The sequence below is a fragment of the Novosphingobium sp. EMRT-2 genome (assembly GCF_005145025.1).
Taxonomy (GTDB): domain Bacteria; phylum Pseudomonadota; class Alphaproteobacteria; order Sphingomonadales; family Sphingomonadaceae; genus Novosphingobium.
Genome location: NZ_CP039695.1, coordinates 694,199 through 720,691, shown reverse-complemented (window position 1 = coordinate 720,691; position 26,493 = coordinate 694,199). Strand labels below are relative to the sequence as shown.

The following is a 26,493-nucleotide window of genomic DNA, read 5'->3' as shown; positions in this document are numbered from 1 at the left end:
GCGCCGGCCGGGATTGCCCGACCGGGATCAACCGCGCATAGTATTCGCATGAACGCGCATACGCCGGTACGAGGAGAGCATCTGGTGGCCGGTGGCCGGTCGATGACCGCCGGCACGGGACTGCTCGCCCGGCTGGTCACGGGATCGATGAGCCGGCTGCTGGACCGGATCGATGCCGGCATGGCTGAGGGATCGCTGCTGGCGCGGCTGCCAGATGGTTCCACCCGCCTGTTCGGTGCGCGTGCGCCGGGATACGCGGCGGAAATCACGCTGCACGACTGGCGCGGGCTGTTGCGGCTGGCAACGGCGGGTTCGGTTGGCTGGTATCAGGCATGGGAAGCGGGTGAATGGGAAAGCCCGGACCCGGTCGCCCTGTTCGCGCTGTTCATGCGCAACGTGTCCGCGATGGGGGATATGGCGCGCGCCAAGGGGCCATGGCGCTGGGCCGGTCGCGTGCTGCACGCGCTGCGCCGAAACAGCCGCAAGGGCGCGCGGCTCAACATTTCGGCGCATTACGATCTCGGCAACGATTTCTATGCCTGCTGGCTCGATCCGTCGATGAGCTATTCCAGCGCGCTGTGGGCGGGTATCGCGCCCGAGGCGGACCTGGAAACCGCGCAGGTCCACAAGGTTGACCGGCTGGCGGAGCGCCTGCGTTTGCAACCGGGGGCGAGCGTGCTGGAGATCGGTTGCGGCTGGGGTTTCCTGGCCCGCCGGTTCGCGCAGGCCCACGGTGCGCAAGTCGTTGGCATCAGCCTGTCGGATGAGCAACTGGCCTGGGCGCGCGAACGGGCCGTACCGGGCACCGAATACCGCCATCAGGACTATCGCGACGTCGAAGGGCAATTCGACGCGATTGCCAGCGTGGAGATGGTCGAGGCGGTGGGGCGGCGGTTCTGGCCATCGTGGTTCGATTGCATCGCCCGCCACCTGAAACCCGGCGGACGCGCGGCTATCCAGTTCATCTCGATCCGCGATGATCTGTTCGATGCCTATGCCGCCAGCGCCGATTTCATTCAGGCTTACGTCTTTCCCGGCGGTCTGCTGATCCGCGAAAGCGCGTTCCGCGCGCTGGCGGCGGAACGCGGGCTGGCGTGGGAGGACCGGCAGGATTTTGGCGCCGACTATGCCCGCACGCTGCGCCTGTGGCGTGAGGCGTTCGACCGCGCGGTGGACGAGGGGCGGTTGCCTCCGGCATTCGACGCCCGCTTCGTGCGCCTGTGGCGCTACTACCTGATGTATTGCGAGGGCGGCTTCCTGGGCGGCGGAATCGACGTCAGCCAGGTCACGCTGGTGAAGCAGGCCTGAAGGATCAGGCTTCCACGCGCTCGCGATGCGGGCTGTCGTGCGTTTCCTGCGCCAGCGCTACAATCCGCCCGGCGACGATGGCCGGCGCTTTCACCGAATTGGGGTCTTCGCCCGGATAGGCGCGGGCGCGCATCTTCGTGCGCGTGGCGCCCGGATCGAGCACGGTGACGCGGATGTTCGAGATCGCCCGGACTTCCTGCGCGTAGGATTCCAGCAGGTTGTCGAACGCGGCCTTGGATGCGCCATAGGCACCCCAGTAGGCGCGGGGCTTCGCGCCCACACTGCTGGTCACGCCGATGACGTGGGCGTTGCCGCTGCGCTTCAGCATGGCGTCAAAGCCCGCGATCAGCGCCTGTGTCGCCATCACGTTGAGCGTCATGGCCAGGTTGAACTCGCGCGGATCGATCTGCCACACGGGCGTCAGCGTGGGCAGCGTGGCGGCGTTGATGACCAGGATGTCGAGCGCGCTCCAGCGGCCGGAGATGGCAGTGGCCAGCCGCGCGATGCCTTCCGGCTCGGTCAGGTCGACCGGCGCGATCGTGGCGCTGCCGCCGGCCTCGAAGATTTCCTCCTCGACCTGCTCAAGCTCCTTCGCCGATCGCGCGACGAGCACCACATGCGCGCCGGCCGCGGCCAGGGCGCGCGCGGTTTCCGCGCCGATGCCACGGCTGGCGCCCGTGACCAGCGCGACCTGCCCCGCCAGGGGGCCGCTGCCCTGCGTCATTCAGGCGACCTTTCCGACCGGCAGGGGCAGTTGATCGGTGGCGTCGCGGTCGGCCACGTCGGTCAGCCGCGTCGGGTAATCGCCGGTGAAGCAGGCATCGCAATACTGCGGGCAGCCGTTGTTGCGCTGCGCTTCGCCCACCGCGCGGTAAAGCCCGTCGATCGAGACGAAGGCGAGGCTGTCGGCCTGGATGAAATCGGCCATCGCCGGCACGTTCATGCGCGCGGCCAGCAGCTTCGACCGTTCGGGCGTGTCCACGCCATAGAAGCAGGAGTGCTCCGTCGGCGGGCTGGCGACGCGCATGTGCACTTCGCTCGCCCCGGCATCGCGCATCATCTGCACAATCTTCAGGCTGGTGGTACCGCGCACGATCGAATCGTCGATCAGCACGATCCGCTTGCCTTCCACCAGCGCACGGTTGGCGTTGTGCTTGCGCTTCACGTCGGCATGGCGCGCGCCGTCCGACGGCTGGATGAAGGTGCGGCCGACATAGTGCGAGCGGATGATGCCCAGCTCGAACGGAATGCCGGACTGCTGCGCGTAGCCAAGCGCGGCCGGTACGCCGCTGTCGGGCACGGGGATCACCAGATCGGCATCGGCCGGGCTTTCGATGGCGAGCTGGGCGCCGATCGCCTTGCGCACCTGATAGACCGAACGGCCGCCCATCAGCGAATCCGGGCGGCTGAAATAGACGTGCTCGAAAATGCAGGGGCGGGCGCCGGGATTGCCGAACGGACGGTGGCTTTCGACCGTGCCGTCATGCGCAACGCGGATCAGTTCGCCGGGATCGACTTCGCGTACGAAGTCCGCGCCGACCACGTCGAGCGCAACGGTTTCGCTGGCGAAGACCACGGCATCGCCGATCTTGCCCATCACCAGCGGGCGGATACCCAGGGGATCGCGGCAGGCGATCATGCCGGCCGGTGTCATGCAGATCAGCGAATAGGCGCCTTCGACCAGCCGCAGGGCATCGACGAAGCGATCGAGCAGGGTGGGATAGCGGCTGGTGGCGACGAGGTGGATGATAACTTCGGTGTCGGAGGTCGACTGAAAGATCGCGCCTTTGCGCACGAGGTCGCGCTTCAGGTACATCGCGTTGGAGATGTTGCCGTTGTGCGCGATGGCGAAGCCGCCCGTGGCAAGATCGGCGAACAGCGGCTGTACGTTGCGCAGGCCGGACCCGCCCGTGGTGGAATAGCGGACGTGGCCGGCGGCCGTCGAGCCGGGCAGTTCCGCCAGCGCCTGTTCGCTGGAAAAGTTCTGCGCGACGTGGCCGATGCCGCGGCGGGAGTAGAATTCCTGACCATCGAAGCTGGTGATGCCCACCGCTTCCTGCCCGCGATGCTGGAGGGCATGCAGCCCCAGCGCAACCATCGCCGCCGCATCGCGCGTGCCGATTACGCCGAAGATGCCGCACTCTTCGCGCAGCTTGTCGCCATCCACGTCCCAGGGTGCGTGGTCATGAGAAAGATCGGTGAAAGTCATGGGTCCTCGAGGACTCGTCACGAGGGCGCAACAGCGCCGGCCAGCGAAGGCGCCCATGTGGCCCCGATTGCCCCGGAACGCAAGGGGCGGGCATGACATTCGCGCCGCGATCCCGCTGCAACGTAGGTTTCGCGCCGTCCCGAAGGCGGATAAGGACCTCTTCTTAGACGGAATTTAACCATTGCGAGAGACAAGGGAACGCATGATCCCCTCCCGCTTCCCTGCTGCTCGCTCCATCGCCGGGCCTGTCGGCATGGCCCTGCTGTATTTCGCCACGGCGGCAACGACCGTGTATTTCAGCCGCTTCAGCGGCGGGGTCGCGATGATCTGGGTATCGAGCGCGCTGCTCTCGGGGTATCTGCTCACGGCGGGGCGTCGCGTCTGGCCGTTGACGATCGCGCTTTGCGCGTTGGCCAGCTTCCTGGCGACGGGCTTCTTCGGGTTCGGGTGGCGGGTTGCCGCCCAGCTCGCGCTGGTTAACATGGGTGAAGCCCTGATGGCCGCGATAATGCTCAAGCGCATCTTCGACGCCTATTGGCCTGGCGATACCCTCGAATGGCTGGCGGGGTATTATCTCGGCATCGGGCTGGCCGTGCCGATGGTCAGCGGCCTGGCGGCGCTGGCGGTGACCGGCATGATGCTGGACATCGATCCGGGCAGCAATTTCGTGCACTGGATGATCGGCCACGCGGTTGGTCTGCTCACGTTCCTGCCGTTCACGATCAGCTTTTCCTACGCCGTTCATCACGGCCAGCCCCTTCTGCCGGACAACCGGCGGCTCGTGGCCGTTCTGGCGGTGGTGGCGATGACCGTGCTGACGACGGTGGTGTTCAATCAGCCCAACCGGCCGCTGATGCTGTTCCCTGTGCTGATGGTGGTTGCAGCCGCGGTATGGGCGCCGTGCGTCGTCACGACGTTCCTGCCCTGCGTGCTGGCGCTGATCGGCGGCATGCTGACGATGCGCGGCGAAGGGCCGGTGGCGATGATGCATCTCGATCTCGGCGATCGGATGCAGTTCTTCGAAATCTACATCGCGGTGACGGTGCTGTTCGCGCTGCCGGTCCAGTTCGAGCAGGAACGCCGGCGCCGGCAGATGCGCGAACTGGCGGAAAGCGAGGCGCGGTATCGCCTGTTGTCCGATCACGTCAGCGACATCATCATGCATCTCGATGCCGATGGCCGCATCCGCTATGTCTCGCCCTCGATCCTCTACGTCAGCGGCTATGATCCCGCAGGCCTCGTCGGCACGAATGTCTCGGAGCTGATCCATCCGGATCATCTGCAACAGGTTCACGAGGCGGGATTGCGTGCGCGCAACGCGCCGGGCACGCCGATCAGCGTGGAACATCTGGCCCTAACCAAGCTTGGCGAGCCGCGCTGGTTCGAAACGCATTTTCGCGCGGTGCCCGAAGACGGCGCGCTGATCTGCGCGACGCGCGACATTTCGCAGCGCAAGCGGCTTGAAGCGGATCTTTCGATCGCCGCGCTGACCGATCCGCTGACCGGACTGTCGAACCGCCGCGCGTTCTTCGATCTGGCCGAGCGGACCGTGGCCAGCGGCGTCATCGGCTGCATCGTCGTATTCGACATCGATCATTTCAAAGCGGTCAACGATCGGTTCGGCCACGGCGCGGGCGACATGGTGCTGGCCTCGGTTGCGCAGGCGGCGCGGCGCGCGCTGCGCCAGACGGACCACATCGCGCGGATCGGCGGCGAGGAATTCGCGGTGATCCTGCCCGAAACCCGCATCGACCATGCCGAAAAGATCTGCGTCCGCCTGTGCAAGGAAATTTCGCGTTCGGCGGTGCCGGTGGGATCGGTCATCGTGCGGGTTACGGTGAGCGCTGGGATCGCGGTGCTTGACGGCGATCTTTCGGACACGCTCTCGCGCGCCGACGCCGCGCTCTATCGAGCCAAGAGCGCGGGCCGCGATCGCACTGCGGTCGCGGCCTGACCCCACCGCTCGTCAGGCGGCAAGGCGTGGCGCGGGCGGGCCGCCGGGCACGTCGGTGGAGCTAACATCGAAGCGTCCGACCAACTGGCGTAGCTGGTCCGCCTCGTTGGCCAGCATCCGCGCGGCGGCGTTGCACTCTTCGCCCATCGCGGCATTCTGCTGCGTCACCCGGTCCATGCCGCCGATCGCGCCGTTGATCTGCGCCAAGCGTTCGGCCTGCTCCTGCGCGGAGGTGGCGATCCGGCCGATGATGTCGCTGATCGCAAGCACCTTCGCCATGACTGTGTCGAACGCTTCGCCGGACCGGCCGACCAGCGTCACGCCTTCGCCCACCTGATCGGCGCACTGTTCGATCAGCGATTTGACCTGCTGCGCGGCGTCGGCGGAATTGGTGGCGAGATTGCGCACTTCGTCGCTGACCACGGCGAAGCCCTTGCCCGCTTCGCCCGCGCGCGCGGCTTCCACGCTGGCGTTCAGCGAAAGCAGGTGCGTCTGGTGGGCGAGACGATCGATGACTTCGGTGATCGGCACGATCTGCCGCGTGCTGCTGGCGATCCGGTCCATCGCGCCGACCGTTTCGGAAACGATGATGGTGTTGCCCTGCGCTTCGGCCTGCGCCGACGTGACGGTGGAGGCGGCCTCCTGCGCCGCGCCGGCGGTATGCTGCACGGTATCGTTCAGGTCGCGCAGCGCGGTTGCGGTTTCCTGCAGGCTGTTGGCCTGGATCTCGGTGCGCTGGGCAAGCTCGGTGATGGCCGCGTTGATTTCCGAGGCGCTGTTCGAGACGCGCCCGATCGAGGCCATGACGGTGCTGATCGCTTCGGACATGGCGGCTGCGGCCAGGTTGTAGTCGTCGCGCAACTGGACGTAGGCTTCCGGAAATTCCTCGGCGATACGGTGATTCAGCCCGCCGTCCTTCAACCGGGCGAGCGCCGCCCCAAGGCTGCTGACGACGCGGCGCTGCACGGCCATTTCGCGCTCCGAATCCGCGCGTGCCTTTTCCTCCACGTAATGCACGATGCTTTGAAGCGCGCGCGCCGTTTCGCCGAGTTCGTCCTTGCGCCGCTCGTGCGGGTTCTCGATGTCCATTTCGCCCCGGCCCATGCGCTGCATCAGCGTGGTCATGCTGCCGATCGGCCGGACGATGCGGAAGATGACCATCGTGCAGAAACCCACGACCAGCACCAGCAGCAGCAGCGCCAGCACGCCCAGCAGCCGCATGGATTCGGAGAGGCTGGAGGCCGCCTTTTCGTTCAGGCGCTGGCCATAGTTGTTCGCCAGCGTCACCGTCCTGTCAACGGCGGCACGGTGCGTGGCGTAGAGGGTGGAAAGGCGCTCGAACGACTGTTGCATCGCCGCCCCATCGCCCTGCCGCGCGGCGGGCAGGAACCGGCCCTGCAGTTCCTGCCAGAACCGCTCAGCCGGATCATGCGTCTCTACGGTGATCGCCCGCTTCACCACGGGATCGATATCGGACCCGAGCCAGTGCTGGTGGCGATCGTCATACGCGGCCTTGAGCGCGGCGATGCGCCGGCTGGTCGCTTCGGCGCGGGAAGGGTCGCGCATCAGCATCGCTGCTTCCAGATAGGGTTCGATGACGTATTCGGGCGGAGGCAGGATGTCCGCCACCAGATCGGCGGCCTCGCGCGATTTGGTGTGCAGCGGTCCACCGATGCGGATGTCGTTGATCCTGAGCGCGCTGATCACGACGCTCGCCACCAGAATGAAAAGCATGGCGAGGCCGGCCGCAAAGACTGTTTTTCTGATGGTCACCGGTCTGTTCCCGAAAAGCTGAATGGTCCAAGCTTTCCTGCGCCTGTTTGGCCTAAGGTGGGGTTACGCGGGCACCGCGTAGAATCCCGCGTGCGCCTTTATCAACCGGTGGGGCTTTGGCGCGGAAAACGCACCATTGCCCAAGACGGCCGCCGCGCCTAAATCCCGTGGCCACATCGCTCGATCCAGGAAAGTTCCGGCTTGATCCTCAACACCTTCGAATGGACCATCGCCAAGCGCTACATGCTGCCGGGGCGGGGGGAGGCGTTCATCGCCCTGGTCGCCGGGATCAGTCTTGCCGCCGTGATGCTGGGCGTCGCGGCGCTGGTGATCGTCATGAGCGTGATGAACGGTTTCCGCGCGGAACTGCTCGACAAGATCGTGGGGCTGAACGGTCACGCGATCATCCAGGCCTATGGCGGGCGGCTGGACGATTGGCAGGACATCCTGAAACAGGTGCGCGCGACGCCGGGCGTCACCCGCGCCTCGCCGCTAATCGAACAGCCCTTGCTGGCGACGTTCAACGGCCGGGTCGAGGCGATCCTGGTGCGCGGCAACACCGCCGAGGACATCAAGCGGCTGGAGGAAAAGCGCGTGGCCGGCTCGTTCGCCGCGCTCACGCCCGGTTCGTCCAACGTGGCGATCGGATCGCGGCTGGCGGAAAATCTCGGCGCGCGGGTTGGCGATACGATCACGGTGGTCAATCCGGCGGGCCGTTCCACGCCGTTCGGCACCGTGCCCCGCCAGATTGCCTACACCGTTTCGGCGATCTTCGAGATCGGCGTTTATGATTACGATCAGGCCTATGTCGTGATGCCGATCCCCGATGCGCAGACGCTGCTGCTGACGGGCGACACGATCGGCATGATCGAAGTGACCACCACCAACGCCGATACCGTCAACCAGACGCTCGCGCCGCTCAAGCAGCAACTGGCGGGGCGCGCGGTGGTAACGGACTGGATGACCATCAACGGCAGCCTGTTCAAGGCGCTGGCGGTGGAGCGCGTGACGATGTTCGTGGTGCTTTCGATCATCGTGCTGGTGGCGGTATTCAACATCCTTTCGTCGCTGATCATGCTGGTGCGCGCCAAGACGCGTGACATCGCGATCCTGCGCACGATGGGGGCGACGCGGCGCAGCCTGCTCAAGATATTCATGACCATCGGCTTCGTGATCGGGGCGCTCGGCACCGTGGTCGGGCTGGGGCTGGGCTTCGTGTTCCTCTATTTCCGGCAATCGGTAGTCCATGCCGTCGAATGGATCACGGGGCAGAATCTGTGGGACCCGTCGATCCGCTTCCTGACCGAACTGCCCAGCCGCAGCGATCCGGTCGAGATTGTGGTGATCTGCGTGATGGCGCTCGTCCTCAGTTTCCTGGCGACGCTTTACCCGGCGATGAAGGCGGCCAGTACCGATCCCGTGCAGGTGCTGCGCTATGAATGATGTGTCGATGAACAAGCCCGCCTCCAATCAGCCTGTCGCCAGCCTGCGCAACCTGCGGCGCAGTTTTTCGCAAGGCGGCGAAACGATCGAGGTGCTGCGCGGCATCCATCTCGACATCCGCCCCGGAGAGATCGTGGCGCTGCTCGGCCCGTCCGGTTCGGGCAAGTCGACCATGCTGCAGGCGATCGGGCTGCTGGAAGGCGGCTTCGAAGGCGTGATCGAGATCGCCGGCGTCGATGCCTCGAAACTGTCCGGCGATGCCCGCACCACGCTGCGGCGGGATTCGCTGGGGTTCGTCTATCAGTTCCACCACCTGCTGCCCGATTTCAACGCGGTGGAGAACGTGGTGCTGCCGCAACTCGTGGCCGGTAGGACTACCGACGAGGCGCGGGAGCGGGCGGCGGAACTGTTGACCGCTCTGGGGCTGGGGCACCGCATGGAGCATCGGCCGAGCCAGCTGTCCGGGGGCGAGCAGCAACGCGTGGCGGTGGCGCGGGCGCTGGCCAACCGGCCCGCGCTGGTGCTGGCGGACGAGCCGACCGGCAATCTGGACGAAGCCACGGCGGACCGGGTGCTGGAAGAGTTCCTGAAGCTGGTGCGCGGGCAGGGCAGCGCGGCGCTGGTGGCCACGCACAACGAACGCCTGGCCTTCCGTATGGACCGCGTGCTGCGGCTGCACGAAGGCATGCTCGAATAGGCGGCTGCGCCGCGTTCATGGCCAATTTGTAATGGCCGCTGGCGGGATACGCCGTCCGCTTTGCGCGTTCTCCTTGCCTGAAGGAGATTGTTCAATGAACACGACTATCCGCGCGGAAACGGGATCAGATCGCCAGGGGTTCTGGACGGACCACGCCGTGGTCATGCGTCGTGAGGCGGCCGATGGCCTGTTCCACGGTTTTGCCGCGCTGCATTCGGGCAGCTTTGCCGACATGGTCCGGCTGGTTTCGCGCATGCCGGCCGATGAACGGGCGGCGCTGGTGATCGAAAAGGCCGGTGACCGGCAGTATAATCCGGCGGAAATCGCGGCTCTGGTCAGCCGGGCGGACTTCCCCGCTTGATCCATTCCGGTGGTCGTGCGACTCCTTCCGCAAACAGGAGGGAGAAATGATGGAATCGGTCGACCTGCAGGCGGAAGGCACGCTGCACGAACGCGACGATGGCGGGTCTGAGATGCAATACAATTTCAGCGTGGTCCAGAAAGGTCCGATCGCTGAATTGCTGCGCTCCGTTGTGGCGATGACCGCCGAACAGCGCGCCCGGCTGGTGCTCGACGTACCGGGCGGGCGATCGCTTAACGTCGGCGAAATGCTGGCGCTGGCGGAACGGGAAGGCTTGTGATGACCGCGCCCCGGACCATCGCGGACTTTAGGGCGAAGTTGCCCAACGGCGAAGAGATCAACCTTGCCGACAAGCTCGGCGCGGTCTTGCTGGTAGTGAACACCGCATCGAAATGCGGCTTCACCCCGCAGTATGACGGGCTGGAGGCATTGTGGCGGAAGTATCGGGAACAAGGGTTCGAGATACTGGCCTTCCCCTGCAACCAATTCGGCGGACAGGAACCCGGCACGGCGGAAGAGATCGAAAGCTTCTGCAAGGTCAATTTCGGGGTCAGTTTCCCGTTGATGGCCAAGATCGACGTCAACGGCGACGATGCCACGCCGCTATACCAGTGGCTGAAGGCGGAGGCGCCCGGCGTGCTGGGCACCAAGGGGATCAAGTGGAACTTCACCAAGTTCCTCATCAACCGCGAGGGCAAGGTGGTGCGCCGCTACGCCCCTACCGACAAGCCGGAAGCGTTGGAAAAGGACATCGAAGCGCTACTGTAGGCGATCGTATCGCTTGCAGACAAAGCTCACCCCGCTGCTACTAACGCCGCCTGCGACGGCGCAGATATCACTCCCCTCCCGCAAGCGGGAGGGGCTGGGGTGGGCAGTCCATAAGGATCACGGTCGCCCTGCTTTAGGCGGTCATTGACCCCCCAGGCCCGCCAGCTTGCCGGCATCGACCGTCGCGACGGCCGCTTTCAACTGATCGATGCTGTCCGCATCGCCTTCGGCCTCGACCATGAAGCGGTTAGCGATGGCATGGCCGAACGAGCCGCGATGGTCGGTCTTGTTCCATTTTTCGGATTGCATCTGCCCGTTGACCACGCCCGTCCGTTCATAGCCGTCGGCATCTTCCTTGCTTTGGCTGACGCCCATTGCCGCGCCAAGCCCGGCCAGCGCACCAACGGCGGACATGTCGGTGATGCGCAGGGTGAAGCGCTTGTCGCCGTTTTCATAGGTGCCGGTGGCATTGCTGCCGAGTCCGCCAACCGCGCCGCTCTCCACGCCCGTGCGCTGGAAAGGACCGATCGCGGCGGGAAGCAGGTCTTTCAACGCATCGGGCGCCACGGCCTTCGCCTCGCCCTTCGATTGCGCCTCCATCTGGTCGGCCGCCTGCTGAACCTTGTCGAGATCGACCTTGCCCACGCCCGGAATGCTAAGCGCGCCTGACACCTTGCCGCTATCCGGCGCCGTGATCGCCGCGCCCGATCCCATCATGGTGAGGAACGCACCGGAAACGCCCCCGATCACGAGATAGAGCACCACGGCGCAGGCGATCGTGACTGCCGTATATCCGGCGGCTTTGTCCTGCGGGACTTTCATTACCGGCGTTGCGCCGAGGTAGTAGAGGTAGAGGCTGTAGAGCCCGGCCAGGCCGAGCAGCCCCAGTCCGGGAAGAAGCTGGGCAATCCCCGCCAGCCAGGCGGCGGTGGAGCCATAGACCACCAGCTTGAACGCGGCGGTGCGGTTCGAGACCCCGGAGAACTTCGGCGCCAGCCAGTCCGCGATCAGCGCCAGCACGATCACGCCGACGAGGCCGAGCACGTACGTCGCCACGGCGCTGCCGAGGCCGGCCACGAGGCCCGGCTTCCAGCTTAACCCCAGCGCGCCGTAACCGAATACCTGCCCGTGAACGAACGCCGCCAGCGGGCCTATGGCGGCCAGTGGCATGGCATAGCGGGTGATCATGTCGCCCGGCGTTTCGGCGCTGGCCGCGATCCGGGGCCATTCGTTCGCGGGCTTAAGCAAGATCGCCTTGGCGCGCTCCACGATGCTGCGGTCGTCTGCCTGAGGCAGTTCGGGCGTGTCGGTCATTTCCGCGTCCTTTCCTATCGGGCGAAACTCACGCGACCTTTTTGACCTTCTTTGCCGCAGGATAGTCCTGGCAGCGTTGCAAACCAAGTGATGCGCGTCACGATGGAGGTGGCAGGGCGGATTTTTCGGTGGGAAGCGCGCGCGGCGCTCTTGGTTAGGCGGCGAACGGGGGGCATATTCGGAACTATGCCTCACGCCCCGTTCGTTCCGCTTCGCATTTTCTCGTCCTATACGATGCTCGACGGCGCGATCGACCCGAAGATGATCGCCAAGACGGCGGCCGAGCGGGGCTTTCCGGCGATCGCCATTTCCGATCGCAACGGGCTTTACGGCAGCGTCGCCTTCGCCAAGGCGTGCAAGGACGTGGGCGTGCAGCCGGTGATCGGCACGATGCTGGCCGTGGCGCGCCCTGAACGCGAAGGGGCTGCGCCGGGCTTCGGGGCGCAGGCGCCGACGATCGACTGGCTGGGTCTCTACGCGCAGGATGCGACGGGATACGACAACCTCTGCCATCTCGTCAGCCGGGCGCACCTGGAACGCCCGCTGGAGTTCGCGCCGCATGTCGTGCTGGCGGACCTTGTGGGTCACACCGATGGCCTGCTGTGCCTGACGGCGGGCGGGGAAGGCGCGCTGACGCGGCTGCTGGCCGAAGGGCAGATGCCGGCGGCCCATGCCTATTGCGATCGGCTGCAGGAACTGTTTCCCGACCGGCTCTACCTCGAACTCGTGCGGCGGGGGGACAAGGTGGAGGAAGCGGGCGAGGAAGCACTGATCGAGTTGGCCTATGCCCGCGATCTGCCGCTGATCGCCACCAATCCGGCATGCTTCGCCGAGCGCACGTTCTACGCCGCGCACGATGCCATGCTGTGCATCGCCAGTTCGACGCATGTCGACAGCGCCGATCGCCCACGTTCCTCGCAGGAATGGTGGATCAAGCCGGCGGAGATCATGGAGCAGCTGTTCTCCGACGTGCCCGAGGCGCTGGAGAACACGCTGGTGGTGGCGCAGCGCACCGCGTTCATGCCGCCCAAGCGCAAGCCGATCCTGCCCAGCCTGGCCGGCGACAAGGAAGGCGAGGCGCGGATGTGCGCCGAGGATTCGCGCACCGGCCTGGTCGCGCGGTTGCAGCCGTACTACCCCGAAGCCTGCCATGCCGAACTGGCGCAAGTGCTGTGCGCCGGGCCGGACGCGGAACTGGCCGCCGGCGACTTTCCGCTGCTCGTCGAAGCGGGCGTGTTTCAGGAAGTGCTCGACTACCGCGCGCGGCTGGAGTTCGAGATCGGGATCATCAACCGCATGGGCTTTGGCGGTTACTTCCTGATCGTTGCCGACTTCATCAAGTGGGCCAAGGAGCATTCGATTCCGGTGGGGCCGGGGCGCGGGTCCGGCGCCGGCTCGCTCGTGGCCTGGGCGCTGACCATCACCGATCTCGATCCGATCCGGCTGGGGCTGCTGTTCGAACGCTTCCTCAATCCCGAGCGCGTGTCGATGCCGGACTTCGATATCGACTTCTGCGAAACGCGGCGCGGCGAAGTGATCCGCTACGTCCAGCAGAAGTACGGCGACGATCACGTCGCGCAGATCATTACCTTCGGCAAGCTGAAGGCCCGCGCGGTGCTGCGCGATACCGGCCGTATCCTGCAGATGAGCTACGGCCAGGTGGACCGGCTGTGCAAGATGGTGCCCAACCATCCGACCGACCCCTGGCCACTGCCGCGCGCGCTGAACGGCGTGGCGGAACTGAAGCGCGAATACGACCGCGATCCCGAGGTCAAGCGGCTCATCGATCTTGCCATGCAGCTGGAAGGTCTGCCGCGCAACAGCTCCACCCATGCCGCCGGCGTGGTGATCGGCGACCGGCCGCTGGCGCAGCTCGTCCCGCTCTACCGCGATCCGCGTTCGGACATGCCGGTGACCCAGTTCGACATGAAGCATGTCGAGGATTCGGGGCTGGTGAAGTTCGACTTCCTGGGCCTCAAGACGCTGTCGGTGTTGCGCAAGGCGGTGGACCTGCTGGGCAAGCGCGGGATCGCGATCGACCTGTCCACGCTGCCGTGGGACGATGCCGACGTGTACCGGTTGCTCCAGTCCGGCGATACGGTGGGCGTGTTCCAGCTGGAATCGGAAGGCATGCGGCGCACGCTGGCGGCGGTGAAGCCGACCAACTTCGGCGACATCATCGCGCTCGTCTCGCTTTATCGGCCCGGCCCGATGGACAACATCCCCCTGTTCGGGCGGCGCAAGAACGGCTTGGAGAGCATCGAATACCCGCACGAGAAGCTCGCCGGCATCCTGTCCGAAACCTATGGCATCTTCGTCTATCAGGAACAGGTAATGCAGGCCGCGCAGATTCTGGCCGGCTATTCGCTGGGCGATGCCGACCTGCTGCGCCGCGCCATGGGCAAGAAGGTGCAGGCGGAAATGGACGCCCAGCGCCAGCGCTTCGTCGATGGCTGCAAGGAGGTTTCGGCAATCGAGCCGGCCAAGGCCAACGAGCTGTTCGACTTGATCGACAAGTTCGCGGGCTATGGTTTCAACAAGTCGCACGCCGCCGCCTATGCGCTGCTCGCCTATCAGACGGCTTGGCTGAAGACGCACTATCCCCACGAATTCTACGCCGCCTCGATGTGCTTCGACATGCACCAGTCGGAAAAGCTGGCGGTGTTCGTGGACGACATGCGGCGCAACGGCGTGGCGCTGCACGGGCCGGATATCAACCATTCCGTTGCCGAATTCACCGTCGAGCGGACCGACGATGGCTATGCCGTGCGCTATGCGCTGGCGGGGCTGCGCAACGTGGGCGAAAAGGCGATGGAAGCGATCGTCGCCGAGCGCGAGGCCAAGGGCCGGTTCGAAACGCTGGACGACCTGTTTCGCCGCATTCCCGCCGGATCGATGAACCGGCGCCAGCTGGAAGCGCTGGCCGCCGGCGGCGCGCTCGATTGCCTGGAACCGAACCGCGCCCAAGTGATCGCCAACGCCGAACTGTTGATGGCCGTGGCGGACGAGGCTGCGCGCTCGCGCTCCAGTGGGCAGGGCGGGCTGTTCGGAGGCGATGACCACGCCGTGCCCGCCACCAGGCTGGCCGAGACGAAGCCGTGGAGCCGCGCCGACCAGATGGCGGCCGAACGCGAGAACTTCGGGTTCTATTTCGCCGCGCATCCGGTGGAGGAATACCGCGCGGTTGCCTCCGCCAATGGCGCGCGCACCTATGGCAGCCTGATGTCGGGCGGCGGCGATGCGGGCGGGCGCAGCGGCGCGGTGATGGCGGCGATGGTGGAGAACGTCCAGAAGCGCAAGACGAAGCGCGGCAAGGACTTCGTCATGGCCGATTTTTCCGACAGCAGCGGGCTGTTCTCCGCCTCGTGCTTCGAGGAGGCACTGGTCGATTCCTTCGTGCAGTGGGCGCGCGAAGGAACCTGCGTGCTGCTGAATGTCGAACTGGACCGGCCCAACCCCGATGAGCCGCCCCGCGTGACGGTGCGCGGCGCGCGCCCGCTGTCCTCCGTCACCAGCGCGGCGCGGATGCAGCTGAAGCTCGATGTAACGAAGCCCGAGGCGATTTCGGAACTGGCCATGCTGCTGCCACGCGGCGGCGACGCGAAAGGCGAAGTGCTGGCACGCCTGCGGACGGGCAGCCCGAAGGAGCCCCTGATCCGGCTGGGCGGGGATTTCCGGCTCGACAGCGATTTAATCGAACGGTTGATTCCCATCGAGGGGCTTGCCAATGTGGCGCTGACCGCGCGTGCCGAAAGGCACTTGCGGCTGGTGGAATAGAACAACCGGGAGAGGAAAACGATGCAGCTTGGAGCCATGCAGGATTGGAAGCTGCGCGTTACCCATCTGCTCGACCATGCCGCGCGCGAACATGGTGCGCGCGAACTCGTCAGCCACTGGGCCGATGGCACGGAAAGCCGCACCACCTGGGCGGGCATTCGCCGTGATGCGCTGAAAATGACGCAGGCGCTGCAGCGGATCGGCATCCAGCCCGGTGATCGCATCGCCACGCTGGCGATGAACCATCACCGGCACCTCGTCACCTGGTATGGCGCGGTGGGTGCGGGCGGCATCCTGCACACGATCAACCCGCGCCTGTTCGACGACCAGCTGGAATATATCGTGGCCCATGCCGAAGACCGCGTCCTGCTGTTCGACAAGGCGTTCGCGCCGATCGTGGAGCGGATGAAGCCGCGCTGGCCGACGATCGAACGCTACGTCTGCTTCGATTCCGATGAGCCCGCGATCCATTTCGAGGACTGGATCGGTGCCGAGAACGGCCATGCCATCTGGGCGGACGGCGACGAGAACGATCCGTGCATGCTGTGCTACACCAGCGGAACCACCGGCAATCCCAAGGGCGTGCTCTACACGCACCGCTCGACCATGCTGCACGCGATCTCCTCGCTGCAGCCGGCGGTGTTCGGCATGGACGCGCGGACGGTGATGATGCCGATCGTGCCGATGTTCCACGCGGCCAGCTGGGGCCTGCCGTGGGCTGGCGCCGCGGCCGGGGCCAAGTTCGTCTATTCGGCGGTGAACGATGCGGCCGTGCTGTGCGACCTGTTCCGGCGCGAGAAGGTGACGGCTTCGGCCGGCGTGCCGACGGTGTGGCTGGCCTTTCTCCAGGAAATAGACAGGTCCGGCATGGGGATGCCGCCCAGCCTGAAGCAGGTCGTTTGCGGCGGTTCGGCCATGCCGTCCTCGATGATCGAGCGCTTCATGGGCGAAGGCATCCGCGTGGCGCACGCGTGGGGCATGACCGAAACCTCGCCCATCGGCACCACCGGCACCGAAACCTGGGACTGGGACGACCTGAACTTTGCCGAGCAGGTCGGCATCAAGGCGATGCAGGGCCGGGTGCCGTTCGGCGTCGAGATGCGCTGCGTCGATCTGGGTGATTCGGATATCGTCCTGCCGCGCGACGGCAAGACCGCCGGGGCCTTGCAGGTACGCGGGCCATGGGTGGTCAAGCGCTACTTCAAGGGCGAAAAGGAAGCGGTCGACGCCGGCCAGTGGTTCGATACCGGCGATGTGGCGGTGATCCACCCCAACGGCACGCTGCAACTGACCGACCGGACCAAGGACGTCATCAAGTCCGGCGGCGAATGGATCAGCTCGGTCGAGCTGGAAAACGCCGCCGTCGGCCATCCCGCCGTGGCCGAAGCTGCCGCGATCGGCGTGTTCCACCCCAAGTGGGACGAACGGCCGCTGCTGGTCGTGGTGCGCAAGGCTGGCGCTGATGTCGGGTCCGATGAATTGCGCGCGTTCCTGGCCACCAAGGTCGCCAAGTGGTGGGTGCCCGACGACATCGTGTTCGTCGACGAGATCCCGCACACCGGCACCGGCAAGATCAGCAAGAAGGACCTGCGCGACCAGTTCCGCGATTTCCAGTGGGCCGCCTGAGCCATGGACTACATCGATCCGGACCGCGCCAACTTCGACCGCTTCAAGGCGCTGCCGCGCAACACGCCGATCCGGATGCTGAATCTTGTCCGCTTCAAGGACAAGGCGACTTATCCCGCAGGGCATCCGCTGGCGGACAAGGGCTGGACGGGCGCGCAGGCCTATGCCGAATACCACCGCGCGATCGCGCCGGTGCTGGCGAAAGTGGGCGCGAGCATGGTCTGGGAAGGCGATTTCGAGTGCGTCGTCACCGGGCCGGAGGAATGGCCGTGGGATGCCACGTTCGTCATGGGCTATCCCGATGCCGCGGCGTTCCTCGCCATGGTGACGGACCCCGAATACAAGCCGGTCGTCGTCCATCGCCAGGCGGCGGTGCGGGACAGCCGGCTGGTGCGGTTTTCATCGACGAAAGGATAGGCGCATGATCGTGACCACGACGGAGAATGTCGCCGGGCGCGAAGTGCAGGAAGCGCTGGGACAGGTGTTCGGCGTGGTCGTGCGCAGCCGGGGGCTGGGCGGGAACATCCTGGCCGGCTTGCGCTCGATTGTGGGTGGCGAGATCAAGGAATATTCGGCGCTGGTGGAGGATACCCGGCGGCACGCGATCGATCGGCTGGTGATGAACGCGCGGCTGATGGGCGCTGATGCCGTGGTGATGATGCGCTTCGATTCCGGATCGATCGGGCAGACGATGAACGAAGTCGTCGCCTATGGCACGGCGGTGAGGCTGAAACCGCAATGACGCGCAATGGCCGCATCGCCGCGCTGGTGCTGGCGGTCGCGATGGTATGCGGCGGCGTGGCGCTCGAAGGCAGCACCGGGGGCGGAGCCGGTCTGTTCGTGTTCGCCGCGCTGATCGTGATCGGCACCGTGTTCGACGCCGGCTATCGCGGACGCAGGCGCTCTCCGCACGGCCAGTGGCAGCGCACCGGCGAGCGCGAGATCGATCACGAGACGGGCGCGATCATCGAGGTCTGGTACGATCCGCTGACCGGCGAACGGCGCTACGAACCGGCGGAACGTGCCTAATGACCCTAGAGAAGTCGATTATGTCGCTTGCACACTTTCACCTTACGCGTTCGTCATTGCGAGCGTAGCGAAGCAATCCAGAGCGGCTTGAGCGTGACTCTGGATTGCTTCGTCGACTTTGTCTCCTCGCAATGACGATGGTGAGTTTGTAAAAAACCTAAACGCCCTAGAGAAGGCTGAGCTGCCCATCCACGCTGGGCGGGCGGAAGGCCGAACAATCGAGATCGATATCCATGCGGCCTATCCCCGCGCGCTTGCAGCCCAGGCGGAAGCGGGTGCGGATCAGGTCGGCCCACACCCCCTGCGGCTTCATCCGGGTGAAGAAACCGGGATCGTTGTCCCGCCCGTCGCGCACGTCCTGCACGATGGCCATGACCTTGCCCGCGCGATCGGGGAAGTGGACGGACAGCCATTCGCGAAACAGCGGCGCCACTTCGTGCGGCAGGCGCAGCATGATCCAGCTGGCTGACCGCACGCCCAGCGTGCCGGCGCGTTCGAGAATGCCTTCCATGAATTCATCGGTGATCGAAGGGATGACCGGCGCGACCGAGACATGCGCTGGCACGCCCGCTTCCACCAGCCTGCCCAGCGCGGCCAGCCGCTTGGCGGGGGCTGAGGCGCGCGGTTCCAGCAGGCGGGACAGGTGCGGATCGAGACTCGTCACCGAGATGCTCACGGCGGTCAGCCGGTGGCGCGCCAGTTCGGCCAGCAGGTCCAGATCGTCCAGCACGCGGGCCGACTTGGTGGTGATCGTCACCGGATGGCGTGTTTCCAGGCAGGTTTCCAGCACCTGCCGCGTGATGCGATAGCGCGCCTCGATCGGCTGATAGGGATCGGTATTGGTCCCCATGGCCAGCGGCCGGGGGCGGTATCCCCGCTTGGCGAACGTCTTGCGCAAGAGGTCCGCGGCCTGCGGCTTGGCGAACAGTTTCGTTTCGAAATCGAGGCCGGGGGACAGATCGTGATAGGCATGGCTCGGCCGCGCATAGCAGTAGATGCAGCCGTGCTCGCAGCCGGCATAGGCATTGAGCGAACGGTCAAAGGCGATGTCGGGCGATGTGTTGAACGTGACGATCGATTTGGGGTGCAGATCGATCACCGTGGTCCGCAGCTTGCCCGGCGCGCCGTCTATCCCTTCGCGCGCGTCAAGCCAGTCCCCATCCTCCTCGCGCGTGGCCAGGCCGAAGCGCGTCGGCACGGCGCCCGATTGCGCGCCTCGGCCGTGAATGGGAACGGAACGGGCCATTCTCGCAAAATAGAACATAAAAAGAACAAGCGCAACCGCTGGCGCGGGCTGCAATCCAGGCGCTCAGACTTCCAGCAGGCGCGGCATCAGTTCCACGAAATTGCAGGGGCGGTTCCGGCTGTCGAGCTGTTCGGCCAGGATGCCGTCCCAGCCGTCCTTCACCGCGCCGTTGGACCCGGGCAGGGCGAAGATGTACGTCCCGCGCGCCACCACCGCGCAGGCGCGCGACTGGATCGTGCTGGTGCCGATGGTCTTGTAGCTGATCCAGCGGAACAGTTCGCCGAAGCCCGGAATGTCGCGCGTCTTCACGCGGTCGAGCGCTTCGGGCGTCACGTCGCGGCCGGTGAGGCCCGTGCCGCCGGTGATGACCACCGCGTCTATCGCGCGATCGTCGATCCAGGTGTTCAGTCGCTCGGCGATGCGGGCGGCGTCGTCCTTCTCGATGGCGCGGGCGGCCAGGGTGTGACCGGCGCCGGCAATGCGCCCGGCAAGGATGTCACCCGAGGTATCGTCTTCCGGCCCGCGCGTGTCGGACACGGTGAGCAGGGCGATGTTGATCGGCTTGAACGTGCGCGAGGGATCAATGGCCATTATAGGCGACCCGCACGTTCTCCGCGCCCGAAAGCCCGGGGAACTTGGGCCAAAGGCCTTGCACAAGCCCGATCCGGCTGTCGGAGGGACCGCCCGCCTGCCGCTCATACATCCAGTAATTGCGCATCACGATGGCGACGTAGCCCCGCGTCTCCCAGTAGGGAATCGACTCCATCCACAGCAGCGGATCGCCGCCATCGTGGATTTCGGTGTTCCAGCGCGCGATCGGCAGCGGTCCGGCGTTGTACGCGGCCATGACCTTGGGCAGGAGCCCGCCTGTCGCGCCCGAATCGCGCAGCTGGGTGAGGTAGGTCTGGCCGAAGGCAAGGTTGACGTCGGGCTGATCGAGCTGGCGGTCACGCCCCGCCATCGCCGGATCGTTCCGCGCCATGTCGCGCGCGGTGCCGGGCATCACCTGCATCAGCCCGCGCGCGCCGGCCGGGCTGGTGACGGCGGTGCGGAAGTTCGATTCCTGCAGCGAATGGGCAAAGACCAGCGCCGGATCGACCTTCCAACCGTTGGCCGGCGCCCACTTCGGCGCGGGGAAGCGCGCGGCTTCATCGGCCCGCGCGCCGGCCGGGGCGTTGTAGGCCATCCACAATTGCGTGGAGGGCAGGCCCAGATCGCGCGCGAGGCGCGACAGCGGGGCATAGAGACCAGGATCGCCGATCCGCGCCTGATAGCGCAGCACTTCGTCCGCCAGGCCATCGCGGCCGATCTCGGCCAGCTGCACGGCCAAGCGCACGTTGTTGACCGCGCGCAGCTTCTGCCAGTCATCGTTGCTGAAATCGGGCGTGGTGGCGAGCTGGCCTTCGCGCAGCCCCAGCGCCTCGGCGGCCATCATCCCATAGAGCGTATCGCGGCTGCGGGCGGCGGCGCGCAACGCCGCTGTCACCTTTTCGGGCTTGCGGCAACGTAGCCACGCGCGGCTGGCCCAGTAATGCGCGGCCGAGGAGAGTTCCTGATTCTGGGCCTGCCCGGCGGCCTTTTCGAAGCTATCGGCGGCGGCAAGGCAATCGTCCATGCGCCAGCTTGCAAGCCCTGCCGTCCACAGCGCCTCGGCAATCCACGGGCCGGAGCCTTCAACCGCGCTCAGCGACACCGCGCGGGCATCGGCATCCTGATTTTCGATGTAGAACGCCCAGCCGACCTTCTGGCGCCATTCGGCGCGCGCGTCGGACGATAGCGAGGCATCGATGCCGTCGAGCAGGACCTTGGCGCCCATCGGATCATCATTCTTGATCCGGAGCTGGATCGCGCTGGCGACCGAATCCGGCATCGTGCCATCGGCGATCGAGCGGGGGCGGATGCGCTTGGATACCGAAGGCATCGCGAAAAGCTGCTGCGTGCTGGGCAGCGGCACGGGCAGGGCGGTGGCGCCACGCTTGATCGCCAGCCGGCCGATCTGTTCGGCCCACGGCAGTTCCGGGGCCTGCGCCAGCAGCTGGTTCAGCGAATCGAGTTCGATGCGCGGCGACGAGGCGGCGAGGTAGAATTGCGCGCGGGCGACCGCATGGAGCGGACCATCGGCGCGCTTGACGAACATCGACTGGACCGACGCCCAATCCTCGCGCTCGATCGCGCCGAACAGGTCACGGTAATACTGGCGGTCGTCCTGGCTCAGCAGCGAGGGAACGGCAGTTCGATCCGCGCGGCTGCGGAAATAGTCGACCGCCGCGCTGTTGGCGTGCGCGGGCATCGTGCCCGCCATCGAGCCGGCCACCGCCGCCAATCCCAGAAGGGCTGCGCGGGTGAGGCGCCTGTTGATCACCAAGGTTCAGTCCCCGTCCGTCGTCCATTCAAGCCAGCGGCTCCAAATGCCCGCCTTGAGCGCCGGCCGCGCCAGCATCGCTTCAAGGTCATGGGCCGAAGCCGCCGGAACCCTGCCTCCGTCATGGTTAAACGAGTCCAAATTCGCAGCATTATTCGGTGAATCGTTGCCCATCAGCGTTGAAATGCCCGATCTCCCGAACACAAGCATCCTGCGCGGCGCCGCCAGGGTGACATGGTGCGCCAGAATGGCGCCCATTCCCGTTTCCGCCAGGCGGGTCCAGTCCGGCGCGGCGATTCGGGCCGGCAACGCGGCCGCGATGTAGGTCTGCGCGCGGGACAGGCCCATCGCGGCCAGCATCGCGTCGAGCAACCGGCCCGCGCGCCCGGATAGCAGCGCCTCGCTATCGTCCTCTTCGGGCATCGCCACCAGCACCATCAGACCGGCCTGCGCAGGGCCGGCGGGGGGCACGCGCGGCAGGCCGGCGGGAGCCAGCGATGGTTCCGAAAGCCACCACGAAGGGAACTCCGCCAGTGTTGCCGGCCACTGATCGCGCGGGCCGCCCACGCGCGGAATTTCGACCACAGCCGGCGTTTCGGGCGCTTTTCGGACTGGTGCCGGTCGAGCGTCTCCCTTTTCCGTTTGAGCGCGGGCGTGGGCTTCGGCGAGCCAGTCCTGCGGATCATCGACGAAGGCGCAATCCACACCCGCGTCGCGCCACCAGTCGAAGGCGGCGGCAACGAGCGCTGGCGTCCGAGCACGAATATCCGCGATGCTTTCCGCCATCAGGTCTCTGCATTATTCCATGGGACAGTGCTTGCGGTCTTGACCTTGCACAAGGCAGCTTTCAAGGCACTAACACGTTCAGCGCGCAATTAAGAACACGGAGCAGGGGAATGAGCGAACGGGAATCGATGCCTTATGACGTCGTCATCGTCGGCGGCGGTCCGGCCGGGCTGGCGGCATCCATCCGCCTGAAGCAGATCAATCCCGAGATTTCCGTCTGCCTCCTGGAAAAGGGGTCGGAGATCGGCGCGCATATCCTGTCGGGCGCGGTGGTCGATCCGAAGGCGCTGGACGAACTGCTGCCCGAATGGCGCGAGCAAGGCTGCCCGATGGCGGAAACGCCCGTCACCGACAACTGGCACTGGGTGCTGACCCGCACCGGCAAGATGGCGATTCCGCACTGGCCGATGCCGCCGTTCATGTCGAACCACGGCAACTACACCGGCAGTCTGGGCAACCTGTGCCGCTGGCTGGCCGAACAGGCGATGGAACTGGGCGTCGAAATCTTCCCCGGCTTCCCGGCGGCCGAAGTGCTGTTCGACGAGAACGGCGCGGTCATGGGCGTGGCCACCGGCGACATGGGCGTGGGCCGCGATGGCGAGAAGAAGGCCGATTACCAGCCCGGCATGGAATTGCACGCCAAGTACACCTTCTTTGCCGAAGGCGCGCGCGGGCATCTGACCAAGCGACTGAAGCAGCACTTCGATCTGGAGCGGAACTGCGAACCGCAGGTCTATGGCATCGGCATCAAGGAACTGTGGGACATCGATCCCGAAAAGCACGTTCCGGGCCGCGTGCTGCACACGCAGGGCTGGCCGCTTTCGGAAAGCAACACTTGGGGCGGCGGGTTCCTCTATCATCAGGCGAACAACCAGGTCGCGCTCGGGTTCGTCACCGCGCTCGATTACGCCAACCCCTATGTCTATCCGTTCGAAGAGTTCCAGCGCTGGAAGCAGCACCCGGAAATCCGCAAGATCCTGGAAGGTGGCCGCCGTGTGTCCTATGGGGCGCGGGCGATCAACGAAGGGGGCTGGCAGTCCGTGCCGGAGCTGGCGTTCCCCGGCGGCGCGCTGATCGGCTGCTCGGCCGGCTTCGTCAACGTGCCGCGCATCAAGGGCAGCCACACCGCGATGAAGAGCGGCATGCTCGCGGCCGAAGCCGCCGCCGCCGCGATCGCGGCCGGGCGCGAGAAGGACGCGATGGCCGAATACGACGCGGCCGTGCGCGAAAGCTGGATCGCCACCGAACTGAAGAAGGTGCAGAACGCCCAGCCGCTGATCGCCAAGTTCGGCGGCGAACTCGGCACCGTGCTGGCCGGCACGGACATGTGGCTGCGCACGATTGCCGGCTTCGGCCTGTGGAAGCCGCTCAAGCACCACAAGGATGCCGAAGCGACGCAGCGCGCCGATCTGTTCAAGCCGATCGCCTATCCCAAGCCCGATGGCGTGATCAGCTTCGACCGCCTGACCTCGGTTTCGTTCTCCTATACCAATCACGAGGAGGACCAGCCGTGCCACCTCGTGCTGAAGGACCCGACCGTGCCGACGCGGATCAACCTGCCGCTCTATGCCGGGCCGGAGCAGCGCTATTGCCCGGCGGGCGTCTATGAGTTCGTCGGCGTCGAGGAAGGCGAACCGCGCCTGCAGATCAACGCGCAGAACTGCGTCCACTGCAAGACCTGCGACATCAAGGACGTGACGCAGAACATCGACTGGGTAACGCCCGAAGGCGGCGGCGGGCCGAACTATCCGAATATGTGATTTAGGTCCCCCCCGTTATGGGGAGGGGGACCATCCGCAGGATGGCGGAGGGGCACGGGCATGGTCACCGGACCCGGGCGGACAGTCAAACTCGCGCGGAAACTGCGTAGCGAGATGACCCTGCCCGAGGTTATCCTGTGGAGAGCCCTGCGCCTTCGGCCTGGCGGCTTCAAATTTCGCCGCCAGCATCCGGCCGGAAGCTATATCGTGGATTTCTATTGCGCGCGCTTGCGCCTTGCGATCGAAATCGATGGTGCGGTTCACGATGCGGCCGGTCGGATCGATCATGATGCTGTCCGCTCGCATTTTTTACGATCGCAGGGTATCGCGACGCTCAGAATTCCTGCCAGAGTGGTGCTGGAAGATCTGAATCTTGTGGTGACGCGGATTGTCGTTGTTTGTGAAGAGCGTTCGGCAAGGCTTGCCGCGAAAGCGCGAGTGCCCCTCCACCATCCTGCGGATGGTCCCCCTCCCCTTGACGGGGAGGCATGACGATGCGTGAAACCGCCTATGCCAAGCTCAATCTCGCGCTCCACGTGCGGCGGCGCCGGGCTGATGGTTATCACGAACTGGAGACGCTGTTCGCCTTCGTGGACGCGGGCGACGAACTGACCGCCGAACCGGCTGACGCGTTCTCGCTCACGATCACCGGTCCGTTCGCCGATGGGCTGTCAAACGGCGACGACAACCTCGTCCTGCGCGCCGCACGGATGCTTGCCGACCGCAACGGCTTCCGGGGCGGCGCGGCGTTCACGCTGGACAAGCGCTTGCCCATCGCCGCCGGTATCGGCGGTGGATCGGCAGACGCGGCGGCAGCCCTGCGCCTGCTCGCGCGGATGTGGCGGCTGGGGCCGGACCATGTGCGTCCTTCCGACATCGCGGCAGACCTCGGCGCCGATGTACCCGCCTGTGTCGCTTCGCAAACCGTGCATGGCGAAGGCGTGGGGGAGAAGCTCACGCCTATAGACGGCAGCGCCCTGGCCGGATTGCCGGTGCTGCTGGTCAATCCGCGCGTTGCCTGCCCCACCGGCCCGGTCTTCGCCGCGTGGGACGGCATCGACCGGGGCGCGCTGGACGTTGCCAACTGGGGTAATGCGCGCAACGATCTGGAAATGCCGGCCGTGGCGTTGCACCCGCAGATTGCCGACGTGCTGGCCGCGCTTCAGGCAACTGGCCCACGTCTTGCCCGCATGTCCGGCTCGGGCGCGACGTGCTTTGCGCTGTTCGAAACCAGCACGGCGCGCGATGCGGCGGCGCGATCGATTGCAACCCGCCGGCCCGGTTGGTGGACCTTGGCGGGAGCCTTGAGATGACCGACGCCTTCCGCCTGCTCGGCACGCCGCGCTTCGGTGGCATCATGGTGGTATCGGACCATGCCTCCAACCGCGTGCCCGATGGCATCGACCTTGGCATCGACCCCGCGCTGCTCGACCAGCACATCGCGGTGGATATCGGCGTCGCCGGCATTGCCGAACGCATGGTGGAGCGGCCGGGCATCGCCGCGTTCCTTGGCAACGTCAGTCGGCTCGTCTGTGATTTCAACCGGGATGAACACGCGCCCGCCGTCATCCCCATCGCCAGCGACGGGCATGCCATTCCTGGCAACGCGCTGGATCATGCGGGGCACGAGGCGCGACTGACGCGGTTCTTCCGGCCCTATCACGCGGCGCTGGCCGATGCGCTCGATGCCGCGCCCGCCGCGCTGATCCTCTCGCTGCACAGCTTCACCCCGCGCCTGGCGACCAGCGACGAACCGCGCCCGTGGCAGATCGGCGTGCTTTACAACGAGGACGATCGCGCCGCGCGCGTCGCGATTCCGCTGCTGGAGGCCGCGGGGCTGATCGTGGGCGATCAGGAACCCTATTCCGGCCGCCTGCTCAACGCCACGATGAACCGCCATGCCGAAGCGGAAGGCCGTCCCTATCTGGGGGTGGAAGTGCGGCAGGACCAGATCGGCACGGCGGAGGGGCAGGCGCGCTGGGCGGAACTGCTGGCCCGCGTCGCCAATCAGGTTGCGCTTGAAATCAGCTAGGGATTCCGGGCGTCAGCGCGCTGGCCGACCTTGAAAATTATCCTTCGA

24 protein-coding genes are annotated in these 26,493 nt (G+C 66.0%); 16 read left to right on the top strand and 8 right to left on the bottom strand.

Annotated features, from left to right (window positions below):
* Nucleotides 1–48 precede the first annotated feature (48 nt).
* Nucleotides 49–1,308, top strand: a complete 1,260-nt coding sequence (locus tag FA702_RS03660; protein WP_136955070.1) for a cyclopropane-fatty-acyl-phospholipid synthase family protein — start codon at nt 49–51, stop codon at nt 1,306–1,308.
* Nucleotides 1,309–1,312: 4 nt separating this feature from the next.
* Here the strand turns inward: FA702_RS03660 and FA702_RS03655 are convergent, their stop codons facing one another.
* Nucleotides 1,313–2,032: an SDR family NAD(P)-dependent oxidoreductase gene (locus FA702_RS03655; RefSeq protein WP_136955069.1), complete on the bottom strand. Its 720-nt coding sequence runs from the start codon at nt 2,030–2,032 to the stop codon at nt 1,313–1,315.
* The gene (gene purF, locus FA702_RS03650) at nt 2,033–3,517 is read right to left on the bottom strand and encodes an amidophosphoribosyltransferase (protein WP_136955068.1); all 1,485 of its coding nucleotides are present in this window, start codon (nt 3,515–3,517) and stop codon (nt 2,033–2,035) included.
* 202 nt (nt 3,518–3,719) lie between these two features.
* On the opposite strand from purF, the gene FA702_RS03645 reads away from it, so the two are divergent.
* Nucleotides 3,720–5,471, top strand: coding sequence for a sensor domain-containing diguanylate cyclase (locus tag FA702_RS03645; protein ID WP_136955067.1), 1,752 nt, complete (start codon nt 3,720–3,722; stop codon nt 5,469–5,471).
* Nucleotides 5,472–5,483: 12 nt separating this feature from the next.
* Here FA702_RS03645 and FA702_RS03640 read toward each other — a convergent pair whose 3' ends face one another.
* Nucleotides 5,484–7,244, bottom strand: coding sequence for a HAMP domain-containing methyl-accepting chemotaxis protein (locus tag FA702_RS03640; RefSeq protein ID WP_136955066.1), 1,761 nt, complete (start codon nt 7,242–7,244; stop codon nt 5,484–5,486).
* 201 nt (nt 7,245–7,445) lie between these two features.
* Between FA702_RS03640 and FA702_RS03635 the strand changes: the two genes are divergently transcribed.
* The 5 genes from FA702_RS03635 (at nt 7,446) to FA702_RS03615 (ending at nt 10,513) form a co-directional block, all read left to right on the top strand.
* The gene (locus tag FA702_RS03635; RefSeq protein WP_136955065.1) at nt 7,446–8,687 is read left to right on the top strand and encodes a lipoprotein-releasing ABC transporter permease subunit; all 1,242 of its coding nucleotides are present in this window, start codon (nt 7,446–7,448) and stop codon (nt 8,685–8,687) included.
* A gap of 7 nt (nt 8,688–8,694) precedes the next feature.
* Nucleotides 8,695–9,384 (top strand): ABC transporter ATP-binding protein, encoded by a 690-nt coding sequence (locus FA702_RS03630; RefSeq protein ID WP_136955064.1) that lies wholly within the window; start codon nt 8,695–8,697, stop codon nt 9,382–9,384.
* A gap of 94 nt (nt 9,385–9,478) precedes the next feature.
* Nucleotides 9,479–9,745: a hypothetical protein gene (locus FA702_RS03625; RefSeq protein WP_124809792.1), complete on the top strand. Its 267-nt coding sequence runs from the start codon at nt 9,479–9,481 to the stop codon at nt 9,743–9,745.
* Nucleotides 9,746–9,791: 46 nt separating this feature from the next.
* The gene (locus FA702_RS03620; protein WP_255504699.1) at nt 9,792–10,025 is read left to right on the top strand and encodes a hypothetical protein; all 234 of its coding nucleotides are present in this window, start codon (nt 9,792–9,794) and stop codon (nt 10,023–10,025) included.
* Nucleotides 10,025–10,513, top strand: a complete 489-nt coding sequence (locus tag FA702_RS03615; protein WP_136955063.1) for a glutathione peroxidase — start codon at nt 10,025–10,027, stop codon at nt 10,511–10,513. The genes FA702_RS03620 and FA702_RS03615 overlap by 1 nt, the downstream gene beginning before the upstream one ends.
* A gap of 141 nt (nt 10,514–10,654) precedes the next feature.
* Here the strand turns inward: FA702_RS03615 and FA702_RS03610 are convergent, their stop codons facing one another.
* Nucleotides 10,655–11,827, bottom strand: coding sequence for a Yip1 family protein (locus FA702_RS03610; protein WP_136955062.1), 1,173 nt, complete (start codon nt 11,825–11,827; stop codon nt 10,655–10,657).
* Nucleotides 11,828–12,013: 186 nt separating this feature from the next.
* Between FA702_RS03610 and dnaE the strand changes: the two genes are divergently transcribed.
* Genes dnaE through FA702_RS03585 form a run of 5 tightly spaced genes read left to right on the top strand, consistent with a single transcriptional unit; the run spans nt 12,014 to nt 18,259 of the window.
* Complete coding sequence (gene dnaE, locus FA702_RS03605) at nt 12,014–15,604, top strand: DNA polymerase III subunit alpha (protein WP_136955061.1); 3,591 nt, start codon at nt 12,014–12,016, stop codon at nt 15,602–15,604.
* 21 nt (nt 15,605–15,625) lie between these two features.
* On the top strand, nt 15,626–17,230 hold the full coding sequence (locus tag FA702_RS03600; protein WP_255504698.1) for a long-chain fatty acid--CoA ligase: 1,605 nt from the start codon (nt 15,626–15,628) through the stop codon (nt 17,228–17,230).
* Between the two features lie 3 nt (nt 17,231–17,233).
* On the top strand, nt 17,234–17,647 hold the full coding sequence (locus tag FA702_RS03595; protein ID WP_136955060.1) for a DUF1330 domain-containing protein: 414 nt from the start codon (nt 17,234–17,236) through the stop codon (nt 17,645–17,647).
* A 4-nt stretch (nt 17,648–17,651) separates the two neighbouring features.
* Nucleotides 17,652–17,972, top strand: a complete 321-nt coding sequence (locus FA702_RS03590) for a YbjQ family protein (RefSeq protein ID WP_125955232.1) — start codon at nt 17,652–17,654, stop codon at nt 17,970–17,972.
* Nucleotides 17,969–18,259, top strand: a complete 291-nt coding sequence (locus FA702_RS03585) for a hypothetical protein (protein WP_136955059.1) — start codon at nt 17,969–17,971, stop codon at nt 18,257–18,259. The genes FA702_RS03590 and FA702_RS03585 overlap by 4 nt, the downstream gene beginning before the upstream one ends.
* 166 nt (nt 18,260–18,425) lie before the next feature.
* On the opposite strand, the gene FA702_RS03580 is transcribed toward FA702_RS03585, so the two are convergent.
* The 4 genes from FA702_RS03580 to FA702_RS03565 all read right to left on the bottom strand — a co-directional run bounded on the left by FA702_RS03580 (nt 18,426) and on the right by FA702_RS03565 (nt 22,653).
* Nucleotides 18,426–19,505, bottom strand: coding sequence for a PA0069 family radical SAM protein (locus FA702_RS03580; protein WP_255504697.1), 1,080 nt, complete (start codon nt 19,503–19,505; stop codon nt 18,426–18,428).
* A 63-nt stretch (nt 19,506–19,568) separates the two neighbouring features.
* Complete coding sequence (gene moaB, locus FA702_RS03575) at nt 19,569–20,096, bottom strand: molybdenum cofactor biosynthesis protein B (protein ID WP_136955057.1); 528 nt, start codon at nt 20,094–20,096, stop codon at nt 19,569–19,571.
* Nucleotides 20,086–21,807 carry a lytic transglycosylase domain-containing protein gene (locus FA702_RS03570; RefSeq protein ID WP_136957251.1) on the bottom strand — a complete coding sequence of 574 codons (1,722 nt, stop codon included), beginning with the start codon at nt 21,805–21,807 and terminating at the stop codon, nt 20,086–20,088. Before FA702_RS03570 ends, moaB begins: the two co-directional genes overlap by 11 nt.
* A 66-nt stretch (nt 21,808–21,873) precedes the next feature.
* Complete coding sequence (locus tag FA702_RS03565) at nt 21,874–22,653, bottom strand: uracil-DNA glycosylase family protein (RefSeq protein ID WP_136955056.1); 780 nt, start codon at nt 22,651–22,653, stop codon at nt 21,874–21,876.
* A gap of 110 nt (nt 22,654–22,763) precedes the next feature.
* Between FA702_RS03565 and FA702_RS03560 the strand changes: the two genes are divergently transcribed.
* From FA702_RS03560 to FA702_RS03545, 4 genes are all read left to right on the top strand, one after another.
* Nucleotides 22,764–24,413 carry an electron transfer flavoprotein-ubiquinone oxidoreductase gene (locus FA702_RS03560; protein ID WP_136955055.1) on the top strand — a complete coding sequence of 550 codons (1,650 nt, stop codon included), beginning with the start codon at nt 22,764–22,766 and terminating at the stop codon, nt 24,411–24,413.
* A 114-nt stretch (nt 24,414–24,527) separates the two neighbouring features.
* The gene (locus FA702_RS03555) at nt 24,528–24,905 is read left to right on the top strand and encodes an endonuclease domain-containing protein (protein WP_255504696.1); all 378 of its coding nucleotides are present in this window, start codon (nt 24,528–24,530) and stop codon (nt 24,903–24,905) included.
* The gene (locus FA702_RS03550; protein ID WP_136955053.1) at nt 24,902–25,726 is read left to right on the top strand and encodes a 4-(cytidine 5'-diphospho)-2-C-methyl-D-erythritol kinase; all 825 of its coding nucleotides are present in this window, start codon (nt 24,902–24,904) and stop codon (nt 25,724–25,726) included. The genes FA702_RS03555 and FA702_RS03550 overlap by 4 nt, the downstream gene beginning before the upstream one ends.
* The gene (locus FA702_RS03545) at nt 25,723–26,445 is read left to right on the top strand and encodes an N-formylglutamate amidohydrolase (protein ID WP_136955052.1); all 723 of its coding nucleotides are present in this window, start codon (nt 25,723–25,725) and stop codon (nt 26,443–26,445) included. Before FA702_RS03550 ends, FA702_RS03545 begins: the two co-directional genes overlap by 4 nt.
* The last annotated feature ends 48 nt before the right edge of the window (nt 26,446–26,493 follow it).

Bases quoted from the DNA above. Each gene is read 5' to 3' on its own strand.
- FA702_RS03660 (WP_136955070.1), top strand. From the start codon at position 49: ATGAACGCGCATACGCCGGTACGAGGAGAGCATCTGGTGGCCGGTGGC.
- FA702_RS03655 (WP_136955069.1), bottom strand. From the start codon at position 2,032: ATGACGCAGGGCAGCGGCCCCCTGGCGGGGCAGGTCGCGCTGGTCACG.
- purF (WP_136955068.1), bottom strand. From the start codon at position 3,517: ATGACTTTCACCGATCTTTCTCATGACCACGCACCCTGGGACGTGGAT.
- FA702_RS03645 (WP_136955067.1), top strand. From the start codon at position 3,720: ATGATCCCCTCCCGCTTCCCTGCTGCTCGCTCCATCGCCGGGCCTGTC.
- FA702_RS03630 (WP_136955064.1), top strand. From the start codon at position 8,695: ATGAACAAGCCCGCCTCCAATCAGCCTGTCGCCAGCCTGCGCAACCTG.
- FA702_RS03625 (WP_124809792.1), top strand. From the start codon at position 9,479: ATGAACACGACTATCCGCGCGGAAACGGGATCAGATCGCCAGGGGTTC.
- FA702_RS03620 (WP_255504699.1), top strand. From the start codon at position 9,792: ATGATGGAATCGGTCGACCTGCAGGCGGAAGGCACGCTGCACGAACGC.
- FA702_RS03615 (WP_136955063.1), top strand. From the start codon at position 10,025: ATGACCGCGCCCCGGACCATCGCGGACTTTAGGGCGAAGTTGCCCAAC.
- FA702_RS03610 (WP_136955062.1), bottom strand. From the start codon at position 11,827: ATGACCGACACGCCCGAACTGCCTCAGGCAGACGACCGCAGCATCGTG.
- dnaE (WP_136955061.1), top strand. From the start codon at position 12,014: ATGCCTCACGCCCCGTTCGTTCCGCTTCGCATTTTCTCGTCCTATACG.
- FA702_RS03600 (WP_255504698.1), top strand. From the start codon at position 15,626: ATGCAGCTTGGAGCCATGCAGGATTGGAAGCTGCGCGTTACCCATCTG.
- FA702_RS03595 (WP_136955060.1), top strand. From the start codon at position 17,234: ATGGACTACATCGATCCGGACCGCGCCAACTTCGACCGCTTCAAGGCG.
- FA702_RS03590 (WP_125955232.1), top strand. From the start codon at position 17,652: ATGATCGTGACCACGACGGAGAATGTCGCCGGGCGCGAAGTGCAGGAA.
- FA702_RS03585 (WP_136955059.1), top strand. From the start codon at position 17,969: ATGACGCGCAATGGCCGCATCGCCGCGCTGGTGCTGGCGGTCGCGATG.
- FA702_RS03580 (WP_255504697.1), bottom strand. From the start codon at position 19,505: ATGGCCCGTTCCGTTCCCATTCACGGCCGAGGCGCGCAATCGGGCGCC.
- moaB (WP_136955057.1), bottom strand. From the start codon at position 20,096: ATGGCCATTGATCCCTCGCGCACGTTCAAGCCGATCAACATCGCCCTG.
- FA702_RS03570 (WP_136957251.1), bottom strand. From the start codon at position 21,807: ATGGCGGGCACGATGCCCGCGCACGCCAACAGCGCGGCGGTCGACTAT.
- FA702_RS03565 (WP_136955056.1), bottom strand. From the start codon at position 22,653: ATGGCGGAAAGCATCGCGGATATTCGTGCTCGGACGCCAGCGCTCGTT.
- FA702_RS03560 (WP_136955055.1), top strand. From the start codon at position 22,764: ATGAGCGAACGGGAATCGATGCCTTATGACGTCGTCATCGTCGGCGGC.
- FA702_RS03555 (WP_255504696.1), top strand. From the start codon at position 24,528: ATGACCCTGCCCGAGGTTATCCTGTGGAGAGCCCTGCGCCTTCGGCCT.
- FA702_RS03550 (WP_136955053.1), top strand. From the start codon at position 24,902: ATGACGATGCGTGAAACCGCCTATGCCAAGCTCAATCTCGCGCTCCAC.
- FA702_RS03545 (WP_136955052.1), top strand. From the start codon at position 25,723: ATGACCGACGCCTTCCGCCTGCTCGGCACGCCGCGCTTCGGTGGCATC.